Source organism: Asticcacaulis sp. P2_C5, assembly GCF_056404555.1.
Genome location: NZ_JBFUDU010000005.1, coordinates 71,824 through 96,046, shown reverse-complemented (window position 1 = coordinate 96,046; position 24,223 = coordinate 71,824). Strand labels below are relative to the sequence as shown.

The 24,223-nt window shown below is 61.2% G+C and carries 20 protein-coding genes; 12 read left to right on the top strand and 8 right to left on the bottom strand.

The window, feature by feature from the left end; translation table 11 throughout:
* Positions 1 to 2: 2 nt before the first annotated feature.
* Positions 3 to 782 carry a GIN domain-containing protein gene (locus AC1DXO_RS10245; protein ID WP_476978039.1) on the top strand — a complete coding sequence of 260 codons (780 nt, stop codon included), beginning with the start codon at positions 3 to 5 and terminating at the stop codon, positions 780 to 782.
* 12 nt (positions 783 to 794) lie between these two features.
* On the opposite strand, the gene AC1DXO_RS10240 is transcribed toward AC1DXO_RS10245, so the two are convergent.
* A complete protein-coding gene (locus AC1DXO_RS10240; RefSeq protein WP_476978038.1) occupies positions 795 to 1,463 on the bottom strand; it encodes a TMEM175 family protein in 669 nt (222 codons plus the stop codon).
* 104 nt (positions 1,464 to 1,567) lie between these two features.
* Here AC1DXO_RS10240 and AC1DXO_RS10235 point away from each other — a divergent pair, with 104 nt between their 5' ends.
* The gene (locus tag AC1DXO_RS10235) at positions 1,568 to 2,191 is read left to right on the top strand and encodes a hypothetical protein (protein ID WP_476978037.1); all 624 of its coding nucleotides are present in this window, start codon (positions 1,568 to 1,570) and stop codon (positions 2,189 to 2,191) included.
* A 92-nt stretch (positions 2,192 to 2,283) separates the two neighbouring features.
* On the top strand, positions 2,284 to 2,598 hold the full coding sequence (locus tag AC1DXO_RS10230; protein ID WP_476978036.1) for a hypothetical protein: 315 nt from the start codon (positions 2,284 to 2,286) through the stop codon (positions 2,596 to 2,598).
* A 240-nt stretch (positions 2,599 to 2,838) separates the two neighbouring features.
* On the opposite strand, the gene ettA is transcribed toward AC1DXO_RS10230, so the two are convergent.
* Positions 2,839 to 4,506 (bottom strand): energy-dependent translational throttle protein EttA, encoded by a 1,668-nt coding sequence (gene ettA, locus AC1DXO_RS10225; protein WP_476978035.1) that lies wholly within the window; start codon positions 4,504 to 4,506, stop codon positions 2,839 to 2,841.
* A gap of 229 nt (positions 4,507 to 4,735) precedes the next feature.
* Positions 4,736 to 5,239 carry a GAF domain-containing protein gene (locus tag AC1DXO_RS10220; protein ID WP_476978034.1) on the bottom strand — a complete coding sequence of 168 codons (504 nt, stop codon included), beginning with the start codon at positions 5,237 to 5,239 and terminating at the stop codon, positions 4,736 to 4,738.
* A gap of 372 nt (positions 5,240 to 5,611) precedes the next feature.
* Between AC1DXO_RS10220 and AC1DXO_RS10215 the strand changes: the two genes are divergently transcribed.
* Together AC1DXO_RS10215 and AC1DXO_RS10210 are read left to right on the top strand one after the other, a co-directional pair.
* Positions 5,612 to 7,051, top strand: a complete 1,440-nt coding sequence (locus AC1DXO_RS10215; protein WP_476978306.1) for a tetratricopeptide repeat protein — start codon at positions 5,612 to 5,614, stop codon at positions 7,049 to 7,051.
* A gap of 63 nt (positions 7,052 to 7,114) precedes the next feature.
* Entirely contained in the window at positions 7,115 to 8,536 is a 1,422-nt protein-coding gene (locus AC1DXO_RS10210; protein ID WP_476978033.1) for a right-handed parallel beta-helix repeat-containing protein, read from the top strand.
* A 428-nt stretch (positions 8,537 to 8,964) separates the two neighbouring features.
* Here AC1DXO_RS10210 and AC1DXO_RS10205 read toward each other — a convergent pair whose 3' ends face one another.
* The 4 genes from AC1DXO_RS10205 to AC1DXO_RS10190 all read right to left on the bottom strand — a co-directional run bounded on the left by AC1DXO_RS10205 (position 8,965) and on the right by AC1DXO_RS10190 (position 11,949).
* On the bottom strand, positions 8,965 to 9,354 hold the full coding sequence (locus AC1DXO_RS10205; RefSeq protein ID WP_476978032.1) for a hypothetical protein: 390 nt from the start codon (positions 9,352 to 9,354) through the stop codon (positions 8,965 to 8,967).
* Between the two features lie 161 nt (positions 9,355 to 9,515).
* The gene (locus AC1DXO_RS10200; protein WP_476978031.1) at positions 9,516 to 10,274 is read right to left on the bottom strand and encodes a YebC/PmpR family DNA-binding transcriptional regulator; all 759 of its coding nucleotides are present in this window, start codon (positions 10,272 to 10,274) and stop codon (positions 9,516 to 9,518) included.
* Between the two features lie 152 nt (positions 10,275 to 10,426).
* Positions 10,427 to 11,287, bottom strand: a complete 861-nt coding sequence (locus AC1DXO_RS10195) for a TIGR00282 family metallophosphoesterase (protein WP_476978030.1) — start codon at positions 11,285 to 11,287, stop codon at positions 10,427 to 10,429.
* A gap of 29 nt (positions 11,288 to 11,316) precedes the next feature.
* Positions 11,317 to 11,949 carry a 5-formyltetrahydrofolate cyclo-ligase gene (locus AC1DXO_RS10190; protein WP_476978029.1) on the bottom strand — a complete coding sequence of 211 codons (633 nt, stop codon included), beginning with the start codon at positions 11,947 to 11,949 and terminating at the stop codon, positions 11,317 to 11,319.
* A gap of 449 nt (positions 11,950 to 12,398) precedes the next feature.
* Here AC1DXO_RS10190 and AC1DXO_RS10185 point away from each other — a divergent pair, with 449 nt between their 5' ends.
* From AC1DXO_RS10185 to AC1DXO_RS10155, 7 genes are all read left to right on the top strand, one after another.
* Positions 12,399 to 12,695, top strand: a complete 297-nt coding sequence (locus tag AC1DXO_RS10185) for a 4Fe-4S dicluster domain-containing protein (RefSeq protein WP_476978028.1) — start codon at positions 12,399 to 12,401, stop codon at positions 12,693 to 12,695.
* A 523-nt stretch (positions 12,696 to 13,218) separates the two neighbouring features.
* On the top strand, positions 13,219 to 14,577 hold the full coding sequence (locus tag AC1DXO_RS10180) for a calcium-binding protein (protein WP_476978027.1): 1,359 nt from the start codon (positions 13,219 to 13,221) through the stop codon (positions 14,575 to 14,577).
* Between the two features lie 172 nt (positions 14,578 to 14,749).
* Positions 14,750 to 15,490 (top strand): response regulator, encoded by a 741-nt coding sequence (locus tag AC1DXO_RS10175; protein ID WP_476978026.1) that lies wholly within the window; start codon positions 14,750 to 14,752, stop codon positions 15,488 to 15,490.
* Positions 15,487 to 17,400, top strand: coding sequence for a sensor histidine kinase (locus AC1DXO_RS10170; RefSeq protein WP_476978025.1), 1,914 nt, complete (start codon positions 15,487 to 15,489; stop codon positions 17,398 to 17,400). Before AC1DXO_RS10175 ends, AC1DXO_RS10170 begins: the two co-directional genes overlap by 4 nt.
* Before the next feature lie 151 nt (positions 17,401 to 17,551).
* Positions 17,552 to 18,793 carry an Hsp70 family protein gene (locus tag AC1DXO_RS10165; protein ID WP_476978024.1) on the top strand — a complete coding sequence of 414 codons (1,242 nt, stop codon included), beginning with the start codon at positions 17,552 to 17,554 and terminating at the stop codon, positions 18,791 to 18,793.
* A 413-nt stretch (positions 18,794 to 19,206) separates the two neighbouring features.
* Positions 19,207 to 21,507 (top strand): glycoside hydrolase family 3 C-terminal domain-containing protein, encoded by a 2,301-nt coding sequence (locus AC1DXO_RS10160; protein ID WP_476978023.1) that lies wholly within the window; start codon positions 19,207 to 19,209, stop codon positions 21,505 to 21,507.
* Between the two features lie 469 nt (positions 21,508 to 21,976).
* Positions 21,977 to 22,789 (top strand): IclR family transcriptional regulator, encoded by an 813-nt coding sequence (locus tag AC1DXO_RS10155; RefSeq protein ID WP_476978022.1) that lies wholly within the window; start codon positions 21,977 to 21,979, stop codon positions 22,787 to 22,789.
* Positions 22,790 to 22,818: 29 nt separating this feature from the next.
* Here AC1DXO_RS10155 and AC1DXO_RS10150 read toward each other — a convergent pair whose 3' ends face one another.
* Positions 22,819 to 24,153 (bottom strand): BNR repeat-containing protein, encoded by a 1,335-nt coding sequence (locus tag AC1DXO_RS10150; protein ID WP_476978021.1) that lies wholly within the window; start codon positions 24,151 to 24,153, stop codon positions 22,819 to 22,821.
* Between the last annotated feature and the right edge of the window lie 70 nt (positions 24,154 to 24,223).

Sequence of the window (24,223 nt, the reverse complement as noted above, 5' to 3'; positions counted from 1 at the left end):
CCATGCTACGTACACTCCTTCTCGTCACCGGGTTCGGCACGGCCATCTGCCTCGTCGCCCTGACCGCCGCCGCCAGCCTGGCCGGCCACAAGATCGGCAAGGATGGCATCCACTGGACCATCAACGAAGACGACGGCCATGTCGGCTTCCACAAGAACAGCGACGCCAAGCCGGAACCGATCGCCACCACGACCCTGACCCTGGGCGATGGCGACACCCTGAACATATCGGCGCCCGTCGAGGTCACCTATACCCAAGGCCCGACCACCTCGGTGACCGCCACCGGCCCGAAGTCGCTGACCGACCGCCTGCGCCTGGAAAACGGCCACCTGTACCTCGCCGACGGCCCCGGCCAGTCGAAGACGGTCAACTTCACCCTGGGCAAGGACGGGTTCGACGTATCGAGCGACAACCACGACTTTACCGTGACCGTTACCTCGCCGAAGATCCGCCATTTCGAAGTCTCGGGCGCCAGCGACCTGAAGGTCCTGAGCTACGACCAGCCGACGCTCGACCTGCGCATTTCCGGCGCCGGCCACGCCGAGGTCACCGGCCGCACCGACGCCCTGGAGCTCGATATTTCGGGCATGGGCGACGCCGACCTGGGCAGCCTGGAGGCCACCGACGCCGATGTCTCGATCAGCGGGGCCGGCGATGCCGACGTCGCCGCCACGGGCAAGGTCGCGGTCAACGTCTCCGGCACGGGCGATGTCACCTTGAAGACCAAGCCGGCCAGCCTGACCACCAACATCTCGGGAGCAGGTTCGGTCGATCAGGAATAGGATGGAGGCGGCTCAGGCCGCTTCCGCCTCAGCTTTTTTTCGTGCATCGCCATAGATCACCCGCGCGATCGCCATGACCGGCGGAATGACCACCCAACACCACCGCGACAGCCCGACCTCGCCGATGCCGGCCAGATAAACCCCGACGGAGAAACCGAGCCCTGGCCCGATCGACTGCACGATACGCGCCAGACGTTCGCGGCCGGTCATTGTGCCGCCAAGCAGCCGGCCGTGGTCGCGCGACACGACAATGAACAGGAGAGTCAGCGACAGGGACGAGGCGGCATTGACGCCCCAGTAGATCTGCCACGCCGCGCCGGCGCCGATGGCCTCGCCCAGGACAGAGGCTGCAAACGGCGTCAGGCTGACGGTCAACAGGAAGACGAGGTTGAAAACGGCAGTCAGCCAGTCGAACTGATGCAGGGAGCGCGTGACGCGCATATGGACCGACCACCACATTCCGACCAGGGCAAAGCTGATCAGGTAGGCGAAGATAATGTGCCACATTTCGCCGACATGATGCCAGATGGCTTCGCTCGTTGCCGCGTCACCAATTACCGGCGCATGCATCTCCAGCACCATGATGGTCAGGACGATGGCAAAGACGGCGTCTGAAAAGAATAGCATGCGATCGACCATACGGGCATCGGGCCCCCTGGCCTGGCTTTCGTGATGCGACATGGCAACCTCCCCGGTTCGTGATCTGCAAAACCTATCGTGCACCGGACAAATTGTAAATTGCCGGCGCCATGATAAGGTACCGCAAAACCGGAGGGGATGCCGTGATGAAAAAAAGCGCAAATATTTGGCAGTGGCTGTTACTGGCTCCGGCTATCCTGGCTCTATTCGTGCTGCGCACCCATACGTCCGACCATCTGTTCGGTGAGATGCTGCACATCGATCCCGCCATCTACAAGCCGGCCCTGATCGGCTTGGTCATACTGGGAGGCCTTTGGGCCGTTTATATATCCTGGCTTGACCCGAAGGTGATGAGCGACGGATCTGTCGGAAACTACGGTCCAGCACGCCTGACTGGCATGACCCTCGCCCTCGCCTGCGTCGTTCCGTTGATCCTCTTGTTTGTCGGCTTCGGCATGTTGCCGCAATCAATCCAGGATTTTGCACGCGGCCATGCTCTGAACCTCAGCCTGGGCGTACTTGCGCTCAGCGGGCTCATCTGGCTGGTCGATACTATGCGTTACCGCAGTCCGGCCTTTTTCGCCGTGCGCGGCGCCATCATCGCGGCAACCGTCGGCGTGTCGGTCTATATGGATGTCATGCAGGACCGGCAGGCGCCGCCCGGTTGGGGTTTCCCGACCGGCGTCCTTCTCTACGTCTGGGTCGCCATAGTCAGCGTAATCTTCACGCTGTTCCTGACGCCCGCGGCCAAACCGGCACGTTCGGCCTGATGCATACCTTATAAGCTCAGCGCACTGTCACAGCGCACCTTTGCAGCGAAGACACTATGCTTGCGCCTTCCGATCCATATGGAGAGCGTACAATGGCAACCCCAAACTACAATACCCCGAGTGATCGGGGCAACGACACATCCATCATCATCCTGGCCCTGGTGGTCCTGGCCGCCATCGTAATAGGCGCGGCCTGGTTCATGAACAATCCCGTCACCAATACCACGACCAACACCACCACAGACCGGACGACCACCCGCATTGAACAGGTTCCCGCGGCTGTCGGCCAGGCGGTCGACAATGCGAAGACGACCGTGACCGATAACGCCGCCAATCCCCCGGCCCAGACCGCGCCTTCGACGACGCCGCAACCGGCCCCAGTCGAACCCGCTACGCCGGCCCAATAACCGCATACACATCGACCTATAAAAAAGGCGCCGTCTACGGACGGCGCCTTTTTTAGTTGCGAACTCCCGGAACCTCGCTGACCTAAGGTGCGGCGAAACGAAGTTCGGCGGAGCCAAAACTGTTAGCTCGCGAGACCCGAAGCGGAGCGTACTCAAGTACGTGAGCATCGGATTCCTAGCATTGTGAAAACAATGCGAAGACGCATTGACGGGAGATGACGGTTTGCCGCCCGCCAGAGGTCAGCGGGAGAATTTCTGGAACTTGATGCGGTGCGGGATGAGTGAGTCGACGCCCAGGCGGCGCTTCTTGTCTTCCTCGTACATTTCGAAGTTCCCTTCGAACCATTCGACATGGCTGTCGCCTTCGAAGGCCAGGATGTGCGTCGCCAGACGGTCGAGGAACCAGCGGTCGTGGCTGATGACCACGGCACAGCCGGCGAACTCTTCCAGGGCTTCTTCCAGGGCCTGCAGGGTCTCGATATCCAGGTCATTGGTCGGTTCGTCGAGCAGGATGACATTGCCGCCGGCCGCCAGGGTCTTGGCCAGGTGGACGCGGTTGCGTTCCCCGCCGGACAGCAGCCCGACCTTCTTCTGCTGGTCGCCGCCCTTGAAGTTGAAACCGCCGACATAGGCGCGCGAATTGATTTCCTTCTTGCCGACCACCATGACATCGGTACCACCGGAAATGGCCTGCCACACGGTTTCTTCCGGCTTCAGGTCGTCGCGGCTCTGGTCGACATAGGCCAGCTTCACCGTTTCGCCCAGGCGGACCGTGCCGGCGTCCGGCTTTTCCTGACCGGTGATCAGCTTGAACAGGGTCGACTTGCCGGCGCCGTTCGGACCGATGACGCCAACGATGCCGTTGGGCGGCAGCTTGAAGGTCAGGCCCTTGAACAGGACCTTGTCGCCATATTCCTTTTCCATGTCGGTGACTTCGAGCACCAGATTGCCGAGACGCGGTCCGGGCGGGATCTGGATGGTGGCGAAGCTCTGGGCCTGACGCGAATTTTCCTGTTCGCGTACCATGTCCTCATAGGCGGCCAGACGGGCCTTCGACTTGGCCTGACGGGCCTTGGCGCCGGAACGCACCCATTCCAGTTCCTTGGTGAGCGCGCGCTGGCGGGCGTCGGATTCGGATTGCTCCTGGACGACACGCTTGGTCTTCTGCTCCAGCCAGCCGGAATAGTTGCCTTCGTACGGTACGCCCTTGCCGCGGTCCAGTTCCAGGGTCCACTTGGTCACCTGGTCGAGGAAATAACGGTCGTGGGTCACCAGAATGACGCAGCCCGGGAAATTTTCCAGGTGATGCTGCAGCCAGGCCACCGATTCGGCGTCGAGGTGGTTGGTCGGTTCGTCGAGCAGCAACATGTCGGGCTTGCTCAGCAGCAGGCGGGCCAGGGCCACGCGGCGCTTTTCACCACCCGACAGCTGGGTCACGCCCGAATCGTTCGGCGGGCAACGCAGCGCGTCCATGGCCATTTCGATGCGGCTGTCGATATCCCACAGGTCGCCGGCGTCGATCTTTTCCTGGAGCTTGTTCATCTCCTCCATCAGTTCGTCGGTATATTCCTCGCCCATCAGCTCGGCGACCTTGTTGAACCGGTCGAAGGTTTGCTTTTCGTCGCACCACGAAATGACGTTTTCCCAGACGGTCTTGCTGTCGTCGAGATGGGGCTCCTGCTCCAGATAGCCCATCTTGGTGCCGTCGGCCGCCTTGGCCTCGCCGGAGAATTCCTTGTCGATGCCCGCCATGATCTTGAGCAGGGTTGACTTACCCGAACCGTTGACGCCGACCACGCCGATCTTGGCGTCGGAATAGAAGCTGAGCCAGATGTTCTCGAAGACCTTCTTACCGCCGGGGTAATGCTTGGTCAGGCCTTGCATCTGGAAGATATATTGCTGCGCCATGGGGGAGTCCGCGCTTTCTCAATGCGAAATGTCAGGAGTGGGCGCCCGTTTAGCCGAGCCCGCCTCTTGATTCAATAGTTTTGGCAATAGTTTTGTCCCGCAAGCCGGGTCACACCCGAACGCAATTCGAACAAGGCTGTTCGCAGTTCGGGCGCCGACAGCCCCTCGACCCCGGGCGCGACGCCCAAACCTGATGAGACGGAGCTCCGGATATTTCCGGGGCCTCGTTTTACGCAAAGGCGACCTTCATGATGGCTTCCAGGCCCACTTGATCAACCTCGTCAAACGCCCCAAAGCTTTCCGAATCGACATCGAACACCGCGATCAGGCTCCCGGATTCATCAAAAACCGGCACGACAATCTCCGAATTCGAGCGCGAATCGCAGGCAATATGATCTGCAAAAGCATGGACATCCGGTACAATGTGCGTGGTTCCGGTCGCCGCCGCGGCCCCGCACACCCCACGCCCGAAGGCGATCCTCAGACACCCCAGAGTACCGTTATAGGGTCCGACCACCAGTTCATCGATACCCTGTGACTTCTTAAGCGCATCTACGCAATAAAAGCCGGTCCAGAACCAGTCAGGAAAAGCCAGAACCAGCAGACAGACCACGGTCGCCATGCGCGCAACGCGGTCGGGCTCACCGTCCAGAACGGCCTTAATGTCCCTTATAACATCCTGATAAACTTCACCTTTGGTCTGGCCACTCGCAGGTGCAACAACGACGTGCATGGTTAATTTCTCCCGTCTGGGGTAATCCACTCTTCTACCTTGCAGCCTTAGCACGCTGTGCGGGAAACAGCAGCCCGGCGGGGGGATGTTAACACTTTTTTCTGGCCAAGCGTCCTCTTTTGGACCATGATGGACTGTGTGGGCTTCGCCTGCGGGGTTTGGGACATGGGCACGACTGGGGCATTTATCGCGAACTTATTTAATCGCGACAATCCGGCAACGCTCGACAAGATTGCACGGCCTCAAGGGGGGGCTTCGCTTGACAGTGGCACATTCCTCAACACAAGTTCGTATTAACCATATTAGCCGACGCCGTCGGAGCTATTGCTGATGTCAGAATGTGACCAGACAGGGTCGAAGGCACACCTAGAAATGGGTGTGAAGCCGGCCTTCACGAGCCAGAGCGGACGTGCATCCAAGTGGATTGCCGTCGTGACGGGCCTGTGCGTGGCCGCGACCTCACTTACCGGCTGCGACTGGACGGATGACCTGTTCCGCAAGAAGGAACCTATCCAGGGTCAATATGCCTGCCCGCGTCCGCCCGACATGATCCAGCAGGGCGGCTTCGGCGGCCAGGAACGCGAAATCCGTTATTACCGGCACGAAGCCTTCGGCAACGATTTCTTCGCCCAGCTCGAACTGGCCAATCGTTACGCTGGCATCAACGCCTCGGACAAAAATCTCGAAGACCATATCGAATCGTCGGTCTGGCTGGTCATGGCCCTCACCAACAGTGAAGGCTATGCGCCGATGAACCGCGCTATCGATCCGCGCGGCGGCACAGCGGCCTCGCGCTACGACAAATGCCGTGCCTTCGAACGCGCCCGCGCCTACCGCATGCTGAACGACCAGTTGTCGATGATGGACTCGGGCGAACGCGAAAAGGTGCGCAGCCGCGTCACATATATATTGTCGACCCAGGGCGCCGAAGGCTTCCGTACGCTTGGCCGTCTCTATGACGACCAGTACGGCCCGATGGGCGAACCGGCCGACAATCCGCAGGCCATCCGCGCCATGATGCGTGGCGCCAACTATGGCCTGTCCAACGCCCGCGAACTGTTCGAGCGCTCGGACGTCGACGCCTATCTGTATAATTACAAGGCCTCGGAAACGGGTGATGTCGGCGCCTATGTCCTGTTGAAGGACTTCGAGAAATCGGCCCCCGACCGCGCCCGCTACGCCTCCTTCGTCGAAGCCAAGGCCAAACGCTGGACGGCGCCGTATGAATTCTATCCGCCGGATGCTCCGGCCGGCGGGGTTCCGCATTCGGACGAAAGCCGTCCGGATGATGGCGCCAATTACGCGCTGTCGCGGATGGACGAACTGCCCTTCATTCACGTGGTGCGCGCGCTCGACTATCTCGACCTGCTGCACGTCGCCTGTTTTGAAGCCAAGGACGTCCCCAAACAAACCATAGACGGCTTGCGCGGCATGACCGGCCGCCCAAGCGGCCAGGTCCTGACCAATCTCGACAGGGTCCGCGCCATCCAGTTGGCGGCTGTCAATGGCGACTCGCGTTCACAGCTCGTCCTGGCCGTCATGTATTCCGAGGGTGTTGGGGTCGATGTCGACTATGCCCGTGCCTTCTACTGGTACCAGCAGGCCGACAAGCAGGGTTCGCCGGAAGCGCGCTACGCCATGTCGACCTATTTCGACCTCGGACTGCAGGGCGTTGCCGACCAGAACAAGGCCGAATCGGTGGTCATGCAGCTCGATGCGGCACTGGCGGGTTTCAAACCCTCGGCCGGCCGCCTGCAGGAAGTGCTGAACCAGGTCTATAGCGATCCATCGCCTGTTAATCAGGGACGATAGTCGGGCGTATTATTCAAGCGTAACCGCTCCCGGAATATCGGGAGCGGGGTCTAGGAAAGAAGCATGTGGATGCGCAATAACAGTGAGAAATCGCCTTCGGGCCGCACGACCGGCCTCGGGCTTAAAGGCCTCGGCATGGTCGCGGCCATGACTGCGGTTGTGTCGCTGGCCTCTGCCGTCCCCTCGGCCATGGCCGACAGCTATTACGACGGCAACAATGCGGCTCGTCTCAGCGGCTACATGAAGCCGTGCTTCGGCATGCTGCTCGACGCGCAGTTGCGCACCTGCGGCGCCCGCCCCTATCATCGCGGCGGCTATCGTTACGGCTACCACGGCCGCGGCCAGGGCGACGCCACAATCGACTGCGATCGCGCCAATCCAGGCTATGTCGAAGAAGTTGCCGGCCGCATCCGCTCGGGTGGTGTGCTGTACCTGAAGGCCAAGAATCGTTCTTGCGTTGCCACGCTTGATATCAGGCGCTCGATCACCATCGTCGGCCAGGGTTACGGTCCGCAACAGATCCCGGTCCTGGTTGCGCCGGCCGGCGAATCGGCCATCCGCATCTCGTCCTCGGCTGATCGCGTGACGCTGAAGGACATGTATATTTCCGCGCCGCGCAGCGAAGGCTCCGCCGGCATCGAGGCTTCCAATACCGAACTGACCATACAGAATTCGGAAATTCGCTATCAGGGCGATAACGCCGCGGTTCACCTGTCGGGTGGCCGCCTGAACCTGACCGAAAACTCGCACCTGATCGCCAAGACGCGATCCGTGGCGCTGGCGGTCAACCATGCTTCGCTGTTCGCGGAAAACTCCGAGATCGCCACCACCTCGGGCGGCATCTATGCCGTGCTCGACGGTGACTCGCAGATCCAGGGCGTCAGCATCCAGCAACTGGCCGACTGGCACGGTTTCGAACGTGGCGAAGGCGCCACCGGCGTCGAGATCAAGCTCGACAGCGGCGGTTCCATCCTCAGCATGAACGACATCAAGGTCCTGTACTTCGCCGAAGGCATCAGCCTGGAAGGCGCCGGCGAGGCCCTGCTGTCGCATAGCCTGGTGGCCCGCTCTGATCATGGTATTGTGCTGGGCCTGAACCGTGCGCGGATTATCGAGAATACTGTCATTGCCAACGAGATCGGCATCGATATCCAGGACGGCACAGCCTATGTCGGCCGCAACCAGATTGCCAATGTCCACACGGCTGGCCTGCTGGCCAGCAGCACGGGTGAGATTCGCGCCGTCGACAACCAGATCGATCCGAATGGCGAGGGCTGCCCGAACCTGAAGTGGGGCAATATCGAACCCTCCGCCCGGACCTGCACGCCGTGGTATCGCGGTTCGGAGTTCGACGTTCCGGGTGATGCCAATGACCAGTATATGTTCGACGAGTTCTGGCCGCGCATGACGACGATCGCCATGACCGATCCGGCCCCGGCCGCAGCGGTTGCGCCCAACATCCCGGCCGATCCGTCCAAGCCGTAGTTTTGAAAGCCCCGGAACTTCCGGGGCTTTTCAATGATGGTCGCCAGTTGGTAGCTCTGACTTGCGTTCGGCTACATCTGCATGAAACTGGCTGATTTTACAGTAATTTTCAACGCGGAAAGCGCGGAAAAGACGGACAAGGCGCGGAAATTCAGATTGATATACCCGTTCGCGCGAAGCGCAGCATTTCGAAGTTAATGCCGCGAACTCGGAATAATGCCCTTCGGGCAAGAAAACTGTCTGCCGCTCCCCTTTTTCCGCGTCCTTCCGACGTTTCTGCGCTTTCCGCGTTGAAAATAGCTGTAGGTCAAAACATGACTGTGCGGGCGATGCCGCCAACTGCCCCAACTATACGCCCGCACACTGAGAACTAAAAAAACCCCGGATGTTGCCATCCGGGGTTTTTCAATCTCTCACCACGCCTAAACTCAATGCTGCGAATTCCAGCTTGTCTTGTACTTGCGGTCTTTCGATGCCGCCGAACCGGGCAGTGGATCGGCATCGGTACAGGCTTCGGGGATCCTGCCCCCGACCTTGCCACCCATGCCCAGCGACGTATTGTCGGCCTGGTTCTGTGCCGTTACATCGACGCGCTTGCCGTCCTGGTTCATATGAACCTCAGTACCGGTTTCGCTGTCATAGGTCATGACCTGCGGCGCCTTGCCATCTGGTTCGAAGGCGGCAACGCATTCCGCGGCACGCTCTTTGGCGCTGCGGACATCCACCGTTTCGGTGCGGGGACGGCGGTAAGTCTCGCAGCCAGTCAGACTCACCAAGGCGACACTCAGGCCGGCCAGGATCAGAATCGACGCTTTCATGCATTCCCCCAAAAGGACGTGGAGCTTAAATGGTTAACGAATATCTTCGCACACTTTCACGGCCAAACAAAGCGCAGAATCCGGCGTCAAACCCATTTGCCCCAACCGCCGTAACCCATCTGCCACGGTCATTCGCCTATCAAGCGTATAGATGGAACGCCCTACACGCCCAGCGCTTCCAGTTCCTCGTCCGAGATGTCGTAATTGGCATAGACGTTTTGCACATCGTCATCGTCATTCAACGCGTCCATCAGCTTCATCAGGGTGCGCACCGGATCGCCGGTGACTTCCGTCAAGGCCTGGGGCTTCCAGATAATACCGGTCGACTTCGGGTCACCCAACGCCTTGGACAGGTTTTCTGTGACCTCGTTGAAATCCTCGAACGAGGTATAGATGGTGTGGCCACCGTCTTCCGGATCGTTGTCGGTCTCGACATCGGCAGCACCCGCCTCGATCGCGGCTTCGAAGATCTTGTCGGCATCACCGGCCTTCAGCGGATATTTGATCTCGCCCAGCCGGTCGAACATGAAGCTGACCGAGCCCGTATCGGCCAGCTGGCCGCCGAACTTGGTGAAATACGAACGCACATTGCCGGCCGACCGGTTGCGGTTGTCGGTCAGGACCTCGACGATGATGCCGACACCGCCCGGGCCACGGCCTTCGTAGCGGATTTCCTCCATATTGTCGGCTTCACCCGACGCGCCCTTCTTGATGGCGCGTTCGATATTGTCCTTGGGCATGGATTCGGCCTTGGCCATCGACACGGCCAGGCGCAGGCGCGAATTCATGTTCGGATCGGGCATGCCCATCTTGGCGGCGACGGTGATGTCGCGCGACAGTTTGGAGAACAGCTTGGACCGCACGGCATCGGCGCGGCCCTTCTTGTGCATGATGTTCTTGAATTTGGAATGTCCAGCCATAATACCTATTTCACGAGCAAAGTTTCCGGCCTGCGGCCGAAATACTTTCTCGTGTCTCTCAGTAAGGAGAAAAATTTTCTCGGGGCTGCCCTTCGAAAATTCTTCACATGTTTGCAAAAAAGCGAGCCAGTGGCTCACGAAGAGAACGGTTTCTAACTCACCGAATGCGCTTTGTCACGTCCCGCAGGCGTGGCAATTGACGGGATAATTTCGCTTAACCGGCCGCCGATGCGAATGGGTTCGATCCGCGTCGCCAGGCCCGTCTTGTCGTCGCTTTCGACATAGACGCCGCATACGGTAGCGGGTCCGGATGCCGGCTTGTAGCGGTCGCGCGAAATCCGCGTCGTGAAGCGGCGCAGCGGCTCTTCCTTGTCCATGCCGATGACGCTGTCGTAATCGGCACACGCCCCGGCATCGGTCTGATAGGCCGTGCCGTTCGGCAAAATCTGGAAATCGGCGGTCGGCACATGCGTATGAGTACCGACGACCAGGGTGGCGCGGCCGTCGCAGAAATGCCCCATGGCCATCTTTTCCGACGTTGCTTCGGCATGCATGTCGACCACTATGGCATCAGCAGCCAACCCCAGCGGGCAGGCTTCCAATTGGCGGTCAACCGCGCCGAACGGATCGTCCATCGATGCCATATGGACCAGGCCCAGTACGTTCATGACCAGGATACGCTTGCCGGAATCCGTCTCGAACAGATTGGCGCCACGCCCTGGCGCGTCGGCCAGCGGCGGATAGTTGATCGGCCGGATCAGGCGCGGTTCGCGGACGATATAGGTCAGGGCCTCCTTCTGGTCCCACGAATGGTTACCCAGGGTCAGGCAGTCGCCACCGGCCTCGAACAGCTGTTTGGCCGAGTTTTCCGACACGCCGAACCCGCCCGAAGCGTTCTCGGCATTGATAATGACAAATTCCAGCTCAAGCTTCTGGCGCAAACCGGGCAGGTATTCGCTCAAGGCCTCGCGTCCCGCGCGACCGACAACGTCCCCAAAAAAAGCAAAACGCATTAAAAATCCATGTCCGGCGGGGAACCGCCTTACGGACGTGCCTCGACCACGCCCTGTTCCGTCAGAATATCATCCAGCCTTTGATCATGCACTTCAAACGGTGCTTCGGCAAGCTGTTGCCCGGAAAAAGCGACGCCCCATGCGGTGACGGGACGCCGTCCCTTAAGTTCGGCCAGGACGCGATCGTAATAACCACCGCCGTAACCCAGTCGCACACCACGCTCATCGAAGGCCAGCAGCGGCATCAGCACCACATCAGGATCGATGGCCGACGTCTCGTCGCCCGGCTGGCGGATATCGAACGGTCCGGTGACGAGGGCGTCGCCGATACGAAAGCGGCGGAAGATCATGCGGAAATTGCCCGCCCCATTTATGGGGAGGGGGGACCGCGGAGCGGTGGGAGGGGCTTCTGCGACCAGACAAGGCAGGGCCAGGCGATAGCCGCGGTCCTCGAACATCTGCATCAGTGGAAAGGGATTGATCTCGCTCTGGATCGGCCAATAGCCGGCAATCACGGCCCCCGCCCGAGGCCACTTGCCCAGGGCCTCGATCGCCGCCTCGACCGCTTGAGCCAACTGGTCGCCGGCCAGCGGCTGGGCGGTCGCCATGGCTGCCCGTCGTCGCTTCATTTCGTTACGCAGCAAGGGTTTTGGATCAGCCATGAGCAGGGAAGACGGAATTGCGAACCTCGTCCGTTTGGCTGAACCTGCACCGATTCCCGGTGTAACGACAGATATTAAGATGGGTGGCGGGCGCCACACGAACCGTGCCGATGCGTTTAAATCCTCTCAGACCTGACTAGTCAGGTGGGAACCATGTGATAGAGACCACGATCTCAGTCAGGGACAGTCCCCGTTCTAAGTGATTAAGGTCAGAAGGATGGTTGATCGAAACGTGAGCCGCAGCATAACCCGCCATCGTGACAGATAGTCCGTAGACAGCGGAAACTCAAGCCCCCTATCGTTTTCGTGAACAAGGCGCGATAGAGCAAAATGACTTTAGATAGAATCGTCATTTTGCTCTAATTTTTTGTTGGCCGCGCAATTTAACCGAAAACGGGGCGCCCGTGCGGCGGCATCCACTTTATCGGATTGCGCTCAAAGGTAACGACATGAGCGAACCCAATTGCAAACAAGATCCCGGCGTATTTACGCCCGTCATCGACCGCGCCCGCTGCGATGGCAAGGCCGACTGCGTGGTCATGTGCCCGTATAACGTTTTCGAACTCGACATCCTGCCGCCGGAAGACCGCACCGGCCTGCCTTTTCTGGCCAAGGTCAAGGGCACGCTGCACGGCTGGAAACAGAGCTTTGCGGTCAATGCCGACGCCTGCCGCGCCTGCGGTCTTTGCGTCTCTGCCTGCCCCGAAAAAGCGATCAAACTCGAGCGACGCCAGCCTGGCGCGTAGCGCAGGTTCTCAGGCGGCTACATCGCAGATAAGATTCTGATTTTACAGCTATTTTCAACGCGGAAAGCGCAGAAAAGACGGAACGACGCAGAATAAAGAACAGGCAGAAGCGTTTTGCCCGCAGAGCTTTAACGCCCACCGATTGCGGCGCTCACAACAGGAAGGCGCTACGCGCGGCAGAAGTAGCACCCTGAATTTCCGCGTCTCTCCGTCTTTTCCGCGCTTTCCGCGTTGAAATTTACTGTAATTTTAAGTCATCGCGCAGACACCGTAGCCGCCTTAAATGACACACTCGCGAAGTCTGGCTGTCTGTCACGGTAGCGCTTCCTTTCAGCGGGCCGCGATACATACCGCGATGGGCGTAAAAAAACAGGCGTGATCGCACCTGTTCCCCACCTAGCACCTTTCCCATCCCGAAACCTGACCGATCTTGTGCTTCATAACACCCCCTTCGTTCGGGGGGATTGCCGCCTCAGACCCGTAACCTCATGATCGGGCGTGGTTTTTTACACGGGTGGGTACAATGGCATATTATAACGGCAACGGTCAGTCCAACAGCTACAACGGCAGCGCCGGCCAGGACACGATGCACGGCAACAACGGCAACGACACGCTGAACGGGGGTGACGGCAATGACTATATCGACGGCGGCAACGACAATGACAGCCTCCTGGGCGGGCTCGGCAACGATACGCTGCTGGGCGGCGCCGGCAGCGATATCCTCGATGGCGGAGCCGGGAACGACGTGGTTGACGGCGGCACGGGCGTCGACACCGTCACCTACGCCGCCGCCGTCAATGGCATGTGGATCGAGCTGAACCAAGGCACGACCGCCGGCTTTTCGCGTGACGGCAACCTGTCGGGACTGATGGGTACGGACAGCCTGATGAACCTCGAAAACGTCATCGGCAGCGCCTTCAGCGACATCATCAAGGGCAATGCCGCCGATAACAGCCTGCGCGGTGAAGGCGGCAATGACAGCCTGTTCGCCTCCATGGGTATCGATCGCCTCGACGGCGGCACCGGCCAGGACTCGGCCAATTTTTCCCAGACCGGTGCGGTCTCGGCCAGCCTGGTGACCGGCACATACAGCCTGAACACGGCCCACTACGGTACGCTCATCGCCATCGAAGACCTGGTCGGCAGCGCCGGCAGCGACAGCCTGACGGGCAACAACGGCAACAATGTGCTGGATGGCGGCGCCGGCGACGACCTCCTGACGGGTGGCACAGGCCATGACGGCCTGTGGGGCGGCGCGGGGGCCGACCGGCTGATCGCCGACGGCGGCAATGACACGCTCTGCGGCAATTACAGCTTCAGCGGCTATGGCGACAACGCCTCGGACATTTTCGACATCCGCGCGACTGCCGGCGCCATCACCATCAGCGATTTCAAACTGGGCATCGACAAGCTCGACCTGACCGACTTCGGCTTCAATTCCGGCGGCGGCTGGACCGGCAACGCCGTGCAAAGCGGCCCCCACACCATCCTGACCCTGACGCGCAACAGCCAGACGGTCACCATTACACTTCAGGGCGTGACCGATGGCCATCACCTGACGTCAGGCGACATGATCAACGGCTCGGCTTCGTTGATCGCACCGCCACCGAATCCGGCCTTCACCAATGGCGGCAACGGCGTGGCCGATATCTTTTTGATCGATCCGCAACTCGGCAATCAGGTGATCAGCCACTTCGAAAACGGCCTCGACAAGATGGACATCCATTTCGCCTCGACCGGCTACTGGTACGGCGGCCTGGCCAATGTGCCAGGCAGCACCGACGCGCAACTGGTTTTCCATGGCAGCCAGGGCGAGGTCTTTACCGTAACCCTGCCCGGCCTGCCCTACTACAATATCGACGCCTCCGACTACATCTTGTGATCCTGATCTGCCTTGCAGGCGGCGCGACACCCTGCGCGCCGCCTGTCTTTTTTGCCACGCCTATCCCCCGAAACCGGGGGGTTGTCCGTTCGCATATCTCTGTTACCTTGAGCAAGAGTCCGCCCGCGCCAAGAGGCGGACCTTACAGGACCATGCGCAGGATGCCGCAAGAGTGACCCCAGTAGAGCCCGCCGGCGACGAAGAACCGTCCGCCGCCCGTACCTATCGCGTGCTGATCGTCGAGGACAACCTTGTCTTTCGCCATCACCTCGCCGAAAGTCTTCAGGCCGTGGCCGATATCGAGGTCATCGGCGCCGTTGGCCGCGTTGCCCAGGCTGTTACCTTTGCCGCACAATGCCCCGACCTCGTCCTGCTTGATCTGGGCCTGCCGGACGGCAGCGGTCTCGAAGTCATCGCTGCCCTGCGCGCCGCCTCGGCAACCTGCAAGATCCTGGTCATCACCGTCTTCGAAGACCGCACCACCGTGCTGAAGACACTTAAGGCCGGGGCCGACGGATATGTCCTGAAGGACATGGCGCCCGACCACCTGATCAACTATGTCCGTTCAACCCTGGCCGGCGTTACTCCGATCAGCGCCCGCGCCGCCCGTCACCTCCTCAAGCTGGTTGAGGACGACGATCCGGCCCCTCAGGACAGGCCGGGCGAAACCCCGCCGGAAAGCCAGCATTCGCCCCTGCGCCCACGCGAAAAGGAACTGCTCGAACATATAGCCAAGGGGCTCAGCCAGAAGGAGGCGGCGCGCCACATGGCCATCTCGCCGCATACGGTCGCTGAATATATCCAGAACATCTACCGCAAGCTTTCGGTGCGCTCACGCGGCGAAGCCGTGTTCGAAGCCCTGCAGCACAACCTGATCGACATGCCCTTTCCTGACCGAGGGACCGCGACATGAGCCCATTTCCGGAAAAGGTCGCCGTTTGGTGGCATCGCGTGCCGGGCCTGACCGCGCGCTTCCTGCCTGCCCTGCTCGCTATCCTGCTGGTGCAACTGACCTATTGGGCGGTTCTCAAACCCACCCTGTTCGACTTCACCAAGCCCGACAGCCTGGCCGTCACAAATGTCCAGTCGGCCGAACTCACCGCGCCGACGCCGCAGGCGCTGGCGGCCGCCACCTATGAACCCGCGACCCTGCCGTGGGAAGCCTGCTGCGACGCTCATTACCGCGCCATCCGCTTCGATATCACGCTCGACCAGGTACCGGCCGACGGCCTGGGCATGGTCAGCGGCCCAATGGCCGACAACTTCATCACCCTGGTCAACGGTCACCTCGTCCAGGGCGAAGGCCGCATGATGGCGCCTGACGCCACATATCACGGCAATATCCGTCGTGTGTACCGCCTGCCTGAAGCTGCCCTGCACGCGGGCGTCAACCGCATCGACGTCATCATGGTGCGCAATATCATACCGTGGTTCGACTTCGGCCAACCCTATATCGACAAACGGCCCTATGGCGAGATGATGCGTGCCACGGCCAAACGCAGCTTCGTCCTCAACGAATATCTCGATATCGGCGGCACCATGACGGCGCTGGTCGCCTTTGCCGCCGTCGTCCTGGCGCTTCGGGCGCGCGACCGCACCCTGATCCTGTGGCTGGCCGCCATGGCCGGCCTCTACTCGCTGAAGATCCTGTACTATGCCATGGCCGATCCGCTGCTCAGCCCGGTCTGGCGCATCAACTACTATTTCGCGGTCGCCAACCTGGCCCCGGCTGCCATGTTCTGTTTTATCGACGTCTGGACCGGTCATGGCCTGCGCTGGCTGCGCCGCGCCGTCATGGGCATTACCTTTGGCACCCTCGTGGTCATCGCCGCCGCCTACCTGCACAATCCCGTCACAGCCTACGACTTTGCCGGCGACCTGACCGATTGGATGGGCTTTGCGACAGGTGCGGCTACGGTCACGCGCTTCGCCTGGCACCTGGTGCGCCATCGCGAGGCTCGCGTCATGCAGTTGGCCCTGTTGCTCCTGTGCATGACCACCCTGGTGACCGACCGCCTGAGCGAGTGGCTGTGGGATCGGGTCGGCGGTGATTTCGAGCGCATCGTGCCTTTCCTGATCGCTGGCCTCGCCCTGACCTTCCTGTCGCAAAATCTCCAACTCTTCCGCTCGGCCGAGGAATTCAACGCCCTGCTGACCGCCCAGCTCCAACGCAAGGAGGCGGAGATCGCCGCCGCCTATCAACGCCAGGCCGATCTGCTGCGCACCGCGGCCCTGCATGAAGAGCGCCAGCGCATCATGCGCGACATGCATGACGGCATTGGCGGCCAGTTGGTCTCGCTGCTGATGGTTGCCCGCCAGGCTACCGTGCCTCAGGCCGAACTGACGGTGGCCCTGTCCGGAATGGTCGACGAACTGCGCCTGATGATCGATTCGATGGACAGCGTCGGCGAAACCCTGCCGGTGGCGCTGAGCATTTTTCGCGAACGCATCGAAGGCCGGCTGGACCAAGCTGGCATCCACCTCAACTGGCTGGACGAGAGCGAGGCGTCGGGTCCGGCTTACGGTCCGCAAATTCTGCTGCAGATCTTCCGCATCATGCAGGAGGCGGTGACCAATGTCTTCAAGCACGCCGGCGGCGGTACGCTCAATATCCGCATCCGCTCGCAGAGCGATTCCGCCCATCCGGTGCGCATCGACATTGTCGATGATGGCCGCGGCATGACGCCCGGCACCGGTGATGGCGGCGGAGGGCATGGCTTGGGCAATATGCAGACCCGCGCCCAGTCGATCGGCGCCCGTCTCGACATCGCGACCGGCCCGTCGGGCACCGGAATCCACCTCTTCCTGCCCGCGGCGGTGTAACCACCATACGCAAACATCCGTGTCGCTGCGAAGCAGCATCCGTGCCTATCCGTGGCCAAACCTTACTTCCTGTCCCTGATCTAAACTTCGCGCTCGCCAACCCGCCCATTCGCGGCTACACACGCGCCCTCCTTTTACACGGCGCGTTTTCATGTCCAGAGCCTATTGCGGAATCGACTTCGGCACCTCCAACTCGGCGGTTTGTGTAGGTATGGGCGATGCCGTCCGCCTGACCGCGATCGAGGGCGACGCTACCACCTTGCCGTCGGCCATATTCTTCAATTTCGAAACCGAGAAGGTCACTTTCGGCCGCCAGGCTATAGCCGAATATCTCGACCACTATGACGGCCGCCTGATGCGGGCGCTGAAATCGATCCTGGGTTCCAGCCTGATCGGTGAAACCACCCAGGTTGGCAACCGTCGCAAGGATTTCCGCGCCATTATCGGCCTCTATATCGGCGAACTGAAGGCGCGGGCCGAACGCGTCGCCGGCCACGCCATCGACCAGGTCGTGCTGGGCCGCCCTGTCCGTTTCGTCGACGGCGACGATGTGGCGGACGCGCGTGCCGAGACCGAATTGCGCGGTATCGCCCACGCCCAGGGCTTTCGCGAAATCTCCTTCGAATATGAACCCCTGGCCGCCGCCCGCGATTACCAGTCCGGTATCACCCATGCCCAGACCGTCCTGGTGGCCGATATCGGCGGCGGCACATCGGACTTCTCGATCATCGAACTGGCGCCGCCGGGGGGCAGCGACCGTATCCTGGGCAATGGCGGCTGCCATATCGGCGGCACCGACTTCGACACCCGCCTCAGCCTGGCGACCGTCATGCGCGACATGGGTTACCGCAGCCAATTGAAAAGCGGCCTGGAAATGCCCGGTCTCTATTACCATCAGCTTTCGACCTGGCACCTGATCAACTTCCTCTATACGCAAAAGACGATGCTGGGCGTACGCGAACTCCACTACCTGGCGGCTGACCGCAACCTGACCCAGCGCCTGCTCACCACGGTGGAAACCCGTGCCGGCCATGAAATCGCCAGTAAGATCGAGGCAGCCAAGATCGCCCTCTCCGATCAGGCAACGGCAACACTCGACCTGTCGCACATCGACCCGGGCTGGACGCCCGCCATTACCCGCGACACCCTAACTGCTGCGATCGCCGCCGATGTTCAGCGCGTGGTCGACACGGCGCTGGAGACCGTCACCGCCAAGGCCGGCCTGGCGGCCACGGCGGTCGAAACCCTGTTCATGACGGGCGGCTCAACGGCGCTACCGGGCTTCGAAGTCGCCATGCGCGCCGCCTTCCCGCAGGCCCGCGTTCATTATGGTGATCGCTTCGCCTCGGTCGCCAGCGGACTGGGCCTCGCCGCCCGAGAACGCTACCAGTAGCCCATCTCCCGAGTTGTCTCGGCCTGCGGCATATTACGACTGAATAAATAAACCGTTTTTCATTAAATTTTACTTGGCGCCCAAAGTAATCATGTAATCGATATCAATTGCAGCTTTTGCAGTATTATTTTGACAGCGCTGTCAATGTGCGCTTTTGTAAAGGCGTTGATCAGCCATACTCCCTAGTTAACCTGAATTGGCTCAGGGGGTGCCGTTACCGAGAATTTCGGCCCCCCACTTTACCCCGGCCTCCCAGGCCGCGATGCTGTCCGGTTACCGGTAATCCCTTATTTGCTTAATTTTCGCTTTTGAAGCGCTGTATTTTCGTTATAACGGACGTGCCAGTTTACCTGACAATAATAGACGGTGCCGCAAAAGGTGCCCATTGATGTTGAACCCCTGGGAGATACCCTATGACCTCGCCCCCTGCCGTCGCACGCCTAGCGCTCCGACTGGCGCACCAACTCGTGCTTAGCACAGCCCTGATCGGTACCCTGGCTTTTGCAACTGCGGCCCCCGCAGCTCTTGCACAGGACGCCCCCGCCGCTGCCAGCCAGCCGTGGATGGATGCTTCGCTTGATGCCTCAGCCCGCACCGACCTGGTGCTCAAGCAGATGACGCAAGCCGAAAAGCTGCAGCTCGTCTTCGGCTACTTTTCGACCAACGCCAACTGGATGACGGGTGGCACCAAGCTGTTCACCTTCAACAAGGACGGCATGCCCGATTCCGCCGGCTACGTCCCCGGCATTCCGCGCCTCGGTATCCCGGCACAATCGCAGACCGACGCAGGCGTTGGCGTCGCCACCCAGCGTTCGCCGACCCCGCGTGAACGCACCGCCCTGCCGTCCGGCATCGCCACCGCCGCTACCTGGAACCCGTCCGTCGCCTATGCCGGCGGCGCCATGATCGGCTCCGAAGCCCGCCTGTCGGGCTTTAACGTCCAGCTCGCCGGCGGCATGGATCTGCTGCGCGAAGCCCGCAACGGCCGCAACTTCGAATACAGCGGCGAAGATCCCTGGCTGGCCGGCGTCATCACCGGCAACGAAATCAAGGGCATCCAGTCGAACCACATCATTTCGACCATGAAGCACTACGCCCTGAACGCCCAGGAAACCAACCGCTTCACCATCGACGTCAAGATCGCCGACCAGGCAGCGCGCCAGTCCGACCTGCTGGCCTTCCAGTTCGCCAACGAAATCGGCAAGCCCGGCTCGGTCATGTGCGCCTATAACCGCGTCAACGGCTATTATTCCTGTGAAAACGCCTGGCTGCTCAATGACGTCCTGAAGACCGACTGGGGCTTCAAGGGCTATGTCATGTCCGACTGGGGCGCCACCCACTCTACCGTCGCTGCCGCCAATAATGGCCTCGACCAGGAATCGGGCTGGGCCTTCGACAAATCGGCCTATTTCGCCGGCGCCCTGCAAGAAGCCATCAACAACGGCTATGTCTCCGAGGCCCGCCTCGACGACATGGCGCGCCGGATTCTGTGGTCCATGTTCGACAACGGCCTGTTCGAGCATCCGCTAAACGGCGACCAGTCGGCCAAGATCGATCGCGTCGCCAACGGCAAGGTCACCCAGACCGACGCCGAAGAATCAATCGTCCTGCTCAAGAACAACGGCATCCTGCCTGTCGCCAAGGCGGCCAAATCGATCCTGATCGTCGGCGCCCATGCTGATGTCGGCGTCCTGTCGGGCGGTGGCTCGTCCCAGGTCTATCCCGTCGGCGGACTGGCCGCGCCGGACGAATTCCCGGGCGGCTTCCCCGGCCCCAAGGTCTTCTATCCGTCCTCGCCGATGAAGGCGCTGCAGGCCCGCACAAAGGCCACAGTCACCTATCTCGACGGCAAGGACGTCGCCGCTACCGCAGCGGCCGCTGCCAAGGCCGACCTGGTCATCGTCTTCGGTGAACAATGGACCGGCGAAAGCATCGACGCGCCCGACCTCAACCTGCCGCTGGGCCAGGATGCGGTCATCTCGGCGGTCGCCAAGGCCAATCCGAAAACCGTCGTCGTCCTCGAAACCGGCGGTCCCGTGGTCATGCCGTGGCTGAACGATGTCGGCGCCGTGCTCGAAGCCTGGTACCCCGGAACCTCAGGCGGCGAAGCCATCGCCCGCGTCCTGACCGGCGAGGTCAATCCGTCGGGTCACCTGCCGGCCACCTTCCCGGCCTCGCTGGCCCAGACGCCGCGCCCGGTGCTGGACGGCGATCCCAAGCTCGACGACAACGCCCATCCGCATACCGACTATGATATCGAAGGCGCCACCGTCGGCTACAAGTGGTTCGACCAAAAGGGCCTGACGCCGCTCTTCCCGTTCGGTCACGGCCTCAGCTACACCACCTTCAGCCTGTCGGGCCTGACGGCCAAGGCTTCAGGCAAGGGAATCTCGGCCAGCTTTACGGTCAAGAATACTGGCAAGATCGCCGGCGCCGACGTCGCGCAGGTCTATGTCTCGCCGGTTGCTGCCGCCGGCTGGGAAGCACCCAAGCGTCTGGGCGCCTTCGCCAAGGTTGCGCTGAAACCCGGCAAGTCTGGCAAGTCGACGGTCACCGTGGATCCGCGCCTGCTGGCCACCTACAACTCGGCCTCCAAGACCTGGACCATCGCCGCCGGCGATTACAAGGTCATCCTGGCCACTTCGGCCACGACGCCGGTGTCGGAAGTCACAGTCCACCTCGATGCCCAAACCCTGGACGTCAACGGGAATTAACATACGCGGTCTCATGACCGGACCGACAACAACAGGCGCCGCGACATCAAGGTCGCGGCGCTTTTTTGGTAACTTCCTAGGCCGAGCCAGGTATTGAATTTTCCGCTGGGTGGTAACCTTCCTGCCCGGAAAGCACTGAAATTGCGGATTATTCCCTTCTCCCCACCTGAGGGGAGAAGGTGGGCCGGAGGCCCGGATGAGGGGTTCTTCTGACGAAGATGCTGCACCGATGGTGGAACTGACCCCTCACCCGGCGCTTCGCGCCACGCCACGGGGCGCCACGCCTCTCCCCTCAAGCGGGTAGAGGGGTTTTAATGACGATCTACAGATTATTTGATGAGCTTCTAACCGGCTCGGGAGTTACGTTTTTTGTGCCTCTATCGCCCTCTTGTCAGAATACCGCGAAATACCCTATATCGATAATCGGAACGGGCGTATTGAATTTGCGCCAACAGGACTGCGTAGCATCATGACCGAGACCATCGCTGATATCGAAGATTCCTCCGCCGACATTGAGGAGAAGGGCGCCAGAGGCATGGCCGGCGCCCTGACCCTGATGAAGGGCCTGGATGTCCTGTCGCGCGTCGCCAAGGGCGACACCACCCTGGGACAGATGGCCAAGTCTCTGGGCATCAACAAGACCACAGTCCACCGCCTGGCCACCACGCTGGTCGAGGCCAACTTCCTCAGCTTCTCGCCGCGCGACGGTTACAGCCTGGGCACCAAGCTGCTGGAACTGGGTTACGCCGCCTCGCAACAGATCACCCTGACCAGGGTAAGCCACGGCCACCTGATGCAATTGTCCGCCGACACCGGCGATACCGTCAATCTCGGAGTGCTGGATCGTCACCAGGTCCATTATATCGACAAGATTCCCGGCACCCGCCGCATTGAGGTGCGCTGCGTCGTCGGTGAGCGCCAGCCCCTGCGCCATACCGGCCTGGGCAAGGCCTTGCTGCTCGACGAGAGTGAAGAGACTCTGCGCGAGGTCTATCAGCGTGAGGCTGCCGTCTATCCGCGCTACAAGTACGACGTCAAATCGTGGCTCGACATCATGAAAGCCTATCGCGAGGGCGGCTATGCGCTGGATCTCGACGAAAACGAGGACCATATCCGCTGCGTGGCAGCGCCAATCCGCGACATGAACGGCCGCATCGTCGCCGCCGTCAGCGTGTCCAGCGCGGCACAATATATGGACGATCAGCGCATCCAGGCTGTGCGCAAATATGTCCGCGAAACCACCGCCGCCATCAGCCGCGAACTGGGCTATCGCGGGGTGTAATACCAACCCGTAAGCGCCAGCATGTACCGCTACTTTTTGAGCGTAACGAACACAAGCGTCGTTGGATCGGGAATGTCCGGCGAAGGCAGATCGCGGTGGGGCGGCCGGGCCGGCCAGGCCAGGGCATAGGTGGCGCCGTCGGGCCCCGCCGCCTCGACCACATTCAACTGCATGCCGTCCGGCACCTTGGCCACGCTGGCCAGCTGGTCGGTCAGGGAGGAAACCGGGCGTTCCTCGACCAGCGACAGGTCGCCGGCGCGGATGATGAAGTCGATCGACTTGCCCAGGCGCACCACGGGCACCTTCAGCAGGCCATTGCCGATCGATTGAACGCCCGAGACAAAGATCTCGGAATTGAGCGAACCGCCGCCGTTAAAGTCCCAGCGATAGGCCTTCCATTGGCTGACCTGGGCCAGTTTCCAGCCCATGCCCTCGTGACGTGCGACCCAGATCTGGGTGTTACCGGCCTTGTCGTACTTGTGGTAGGTGATCATCACCCGGCCCTTGTCGTCGAAACCAACGACGGTATTGTTATTGATCATGCCGCCCTTGACCGGGACAGGATCGACAATTTCTGCGCCTGACAGGCGGATCGGCAAAGGCAGGGGGCGGCCGTCCGAGGCGAACCAGTGGATCAGATCGGGGCTGCTGGCATAGCTCAGATCGTGATTGGTCTCGGCCATCGGCGTTTCGCGCCACACCCAGGCGATATGGAACCGCTTGTCGGGCCCCAGAACCGGTCCGACGAAATAGGCGTTGCGCAGGCCTTCGCCATCGACCAGGGGGGAGGTCGTCAGGTGCGACCAGGCGACAGCCTTGTCATCGAAGATGTCGTAGATCTCGTTGCCATTGCCGCTGGAACCGTCGCGGTATTTGAGAATCAGATGTCCCGTCTGGTCGTGGAGGAAGATAGGATAGGTCATACGGCTTTCGCTGGCCATATCGACCAGGACCTCGACGCGCCTGGCCGTGCGGACGTCGCCCGTAGCGTCCGTACGGAAACTGGTCAGCGGATCGGCGTGCATATTGGCCGCAATGTGGATACGGCCGGCGCTGTCCTCGCCCAGCGCAATATAGTTGTGGCTGTCCCAGTCGTTCCAGGTGTCGAGCTTTTGATAGTTCCACGCGCCACCCGCCAGCGGTCGCGCCGCCAGGGTCAGCTGCCGGTTGGCGTCGTAATAGCCAATGACGATCTGGCGCTTCGTCACCAGAAGGGCGGACTTGACGCTATGACCCGACCAGACGCGATCGATGGCGTCGACGGAAACGACCGTGGCGGCGGGATCGGCGAAGGCGGCAAGTGGAGCCGTGGCCAGGGCCATGATCAGGGCGAGCGGCGCGAACAGGGCAGACGGACGTCTCATGGGTAAACTCTCGCAAAAAGGGGCGGAACCGGAATAAACCGGCTCCGCCCAGGCACGGGATTCGTGGGGA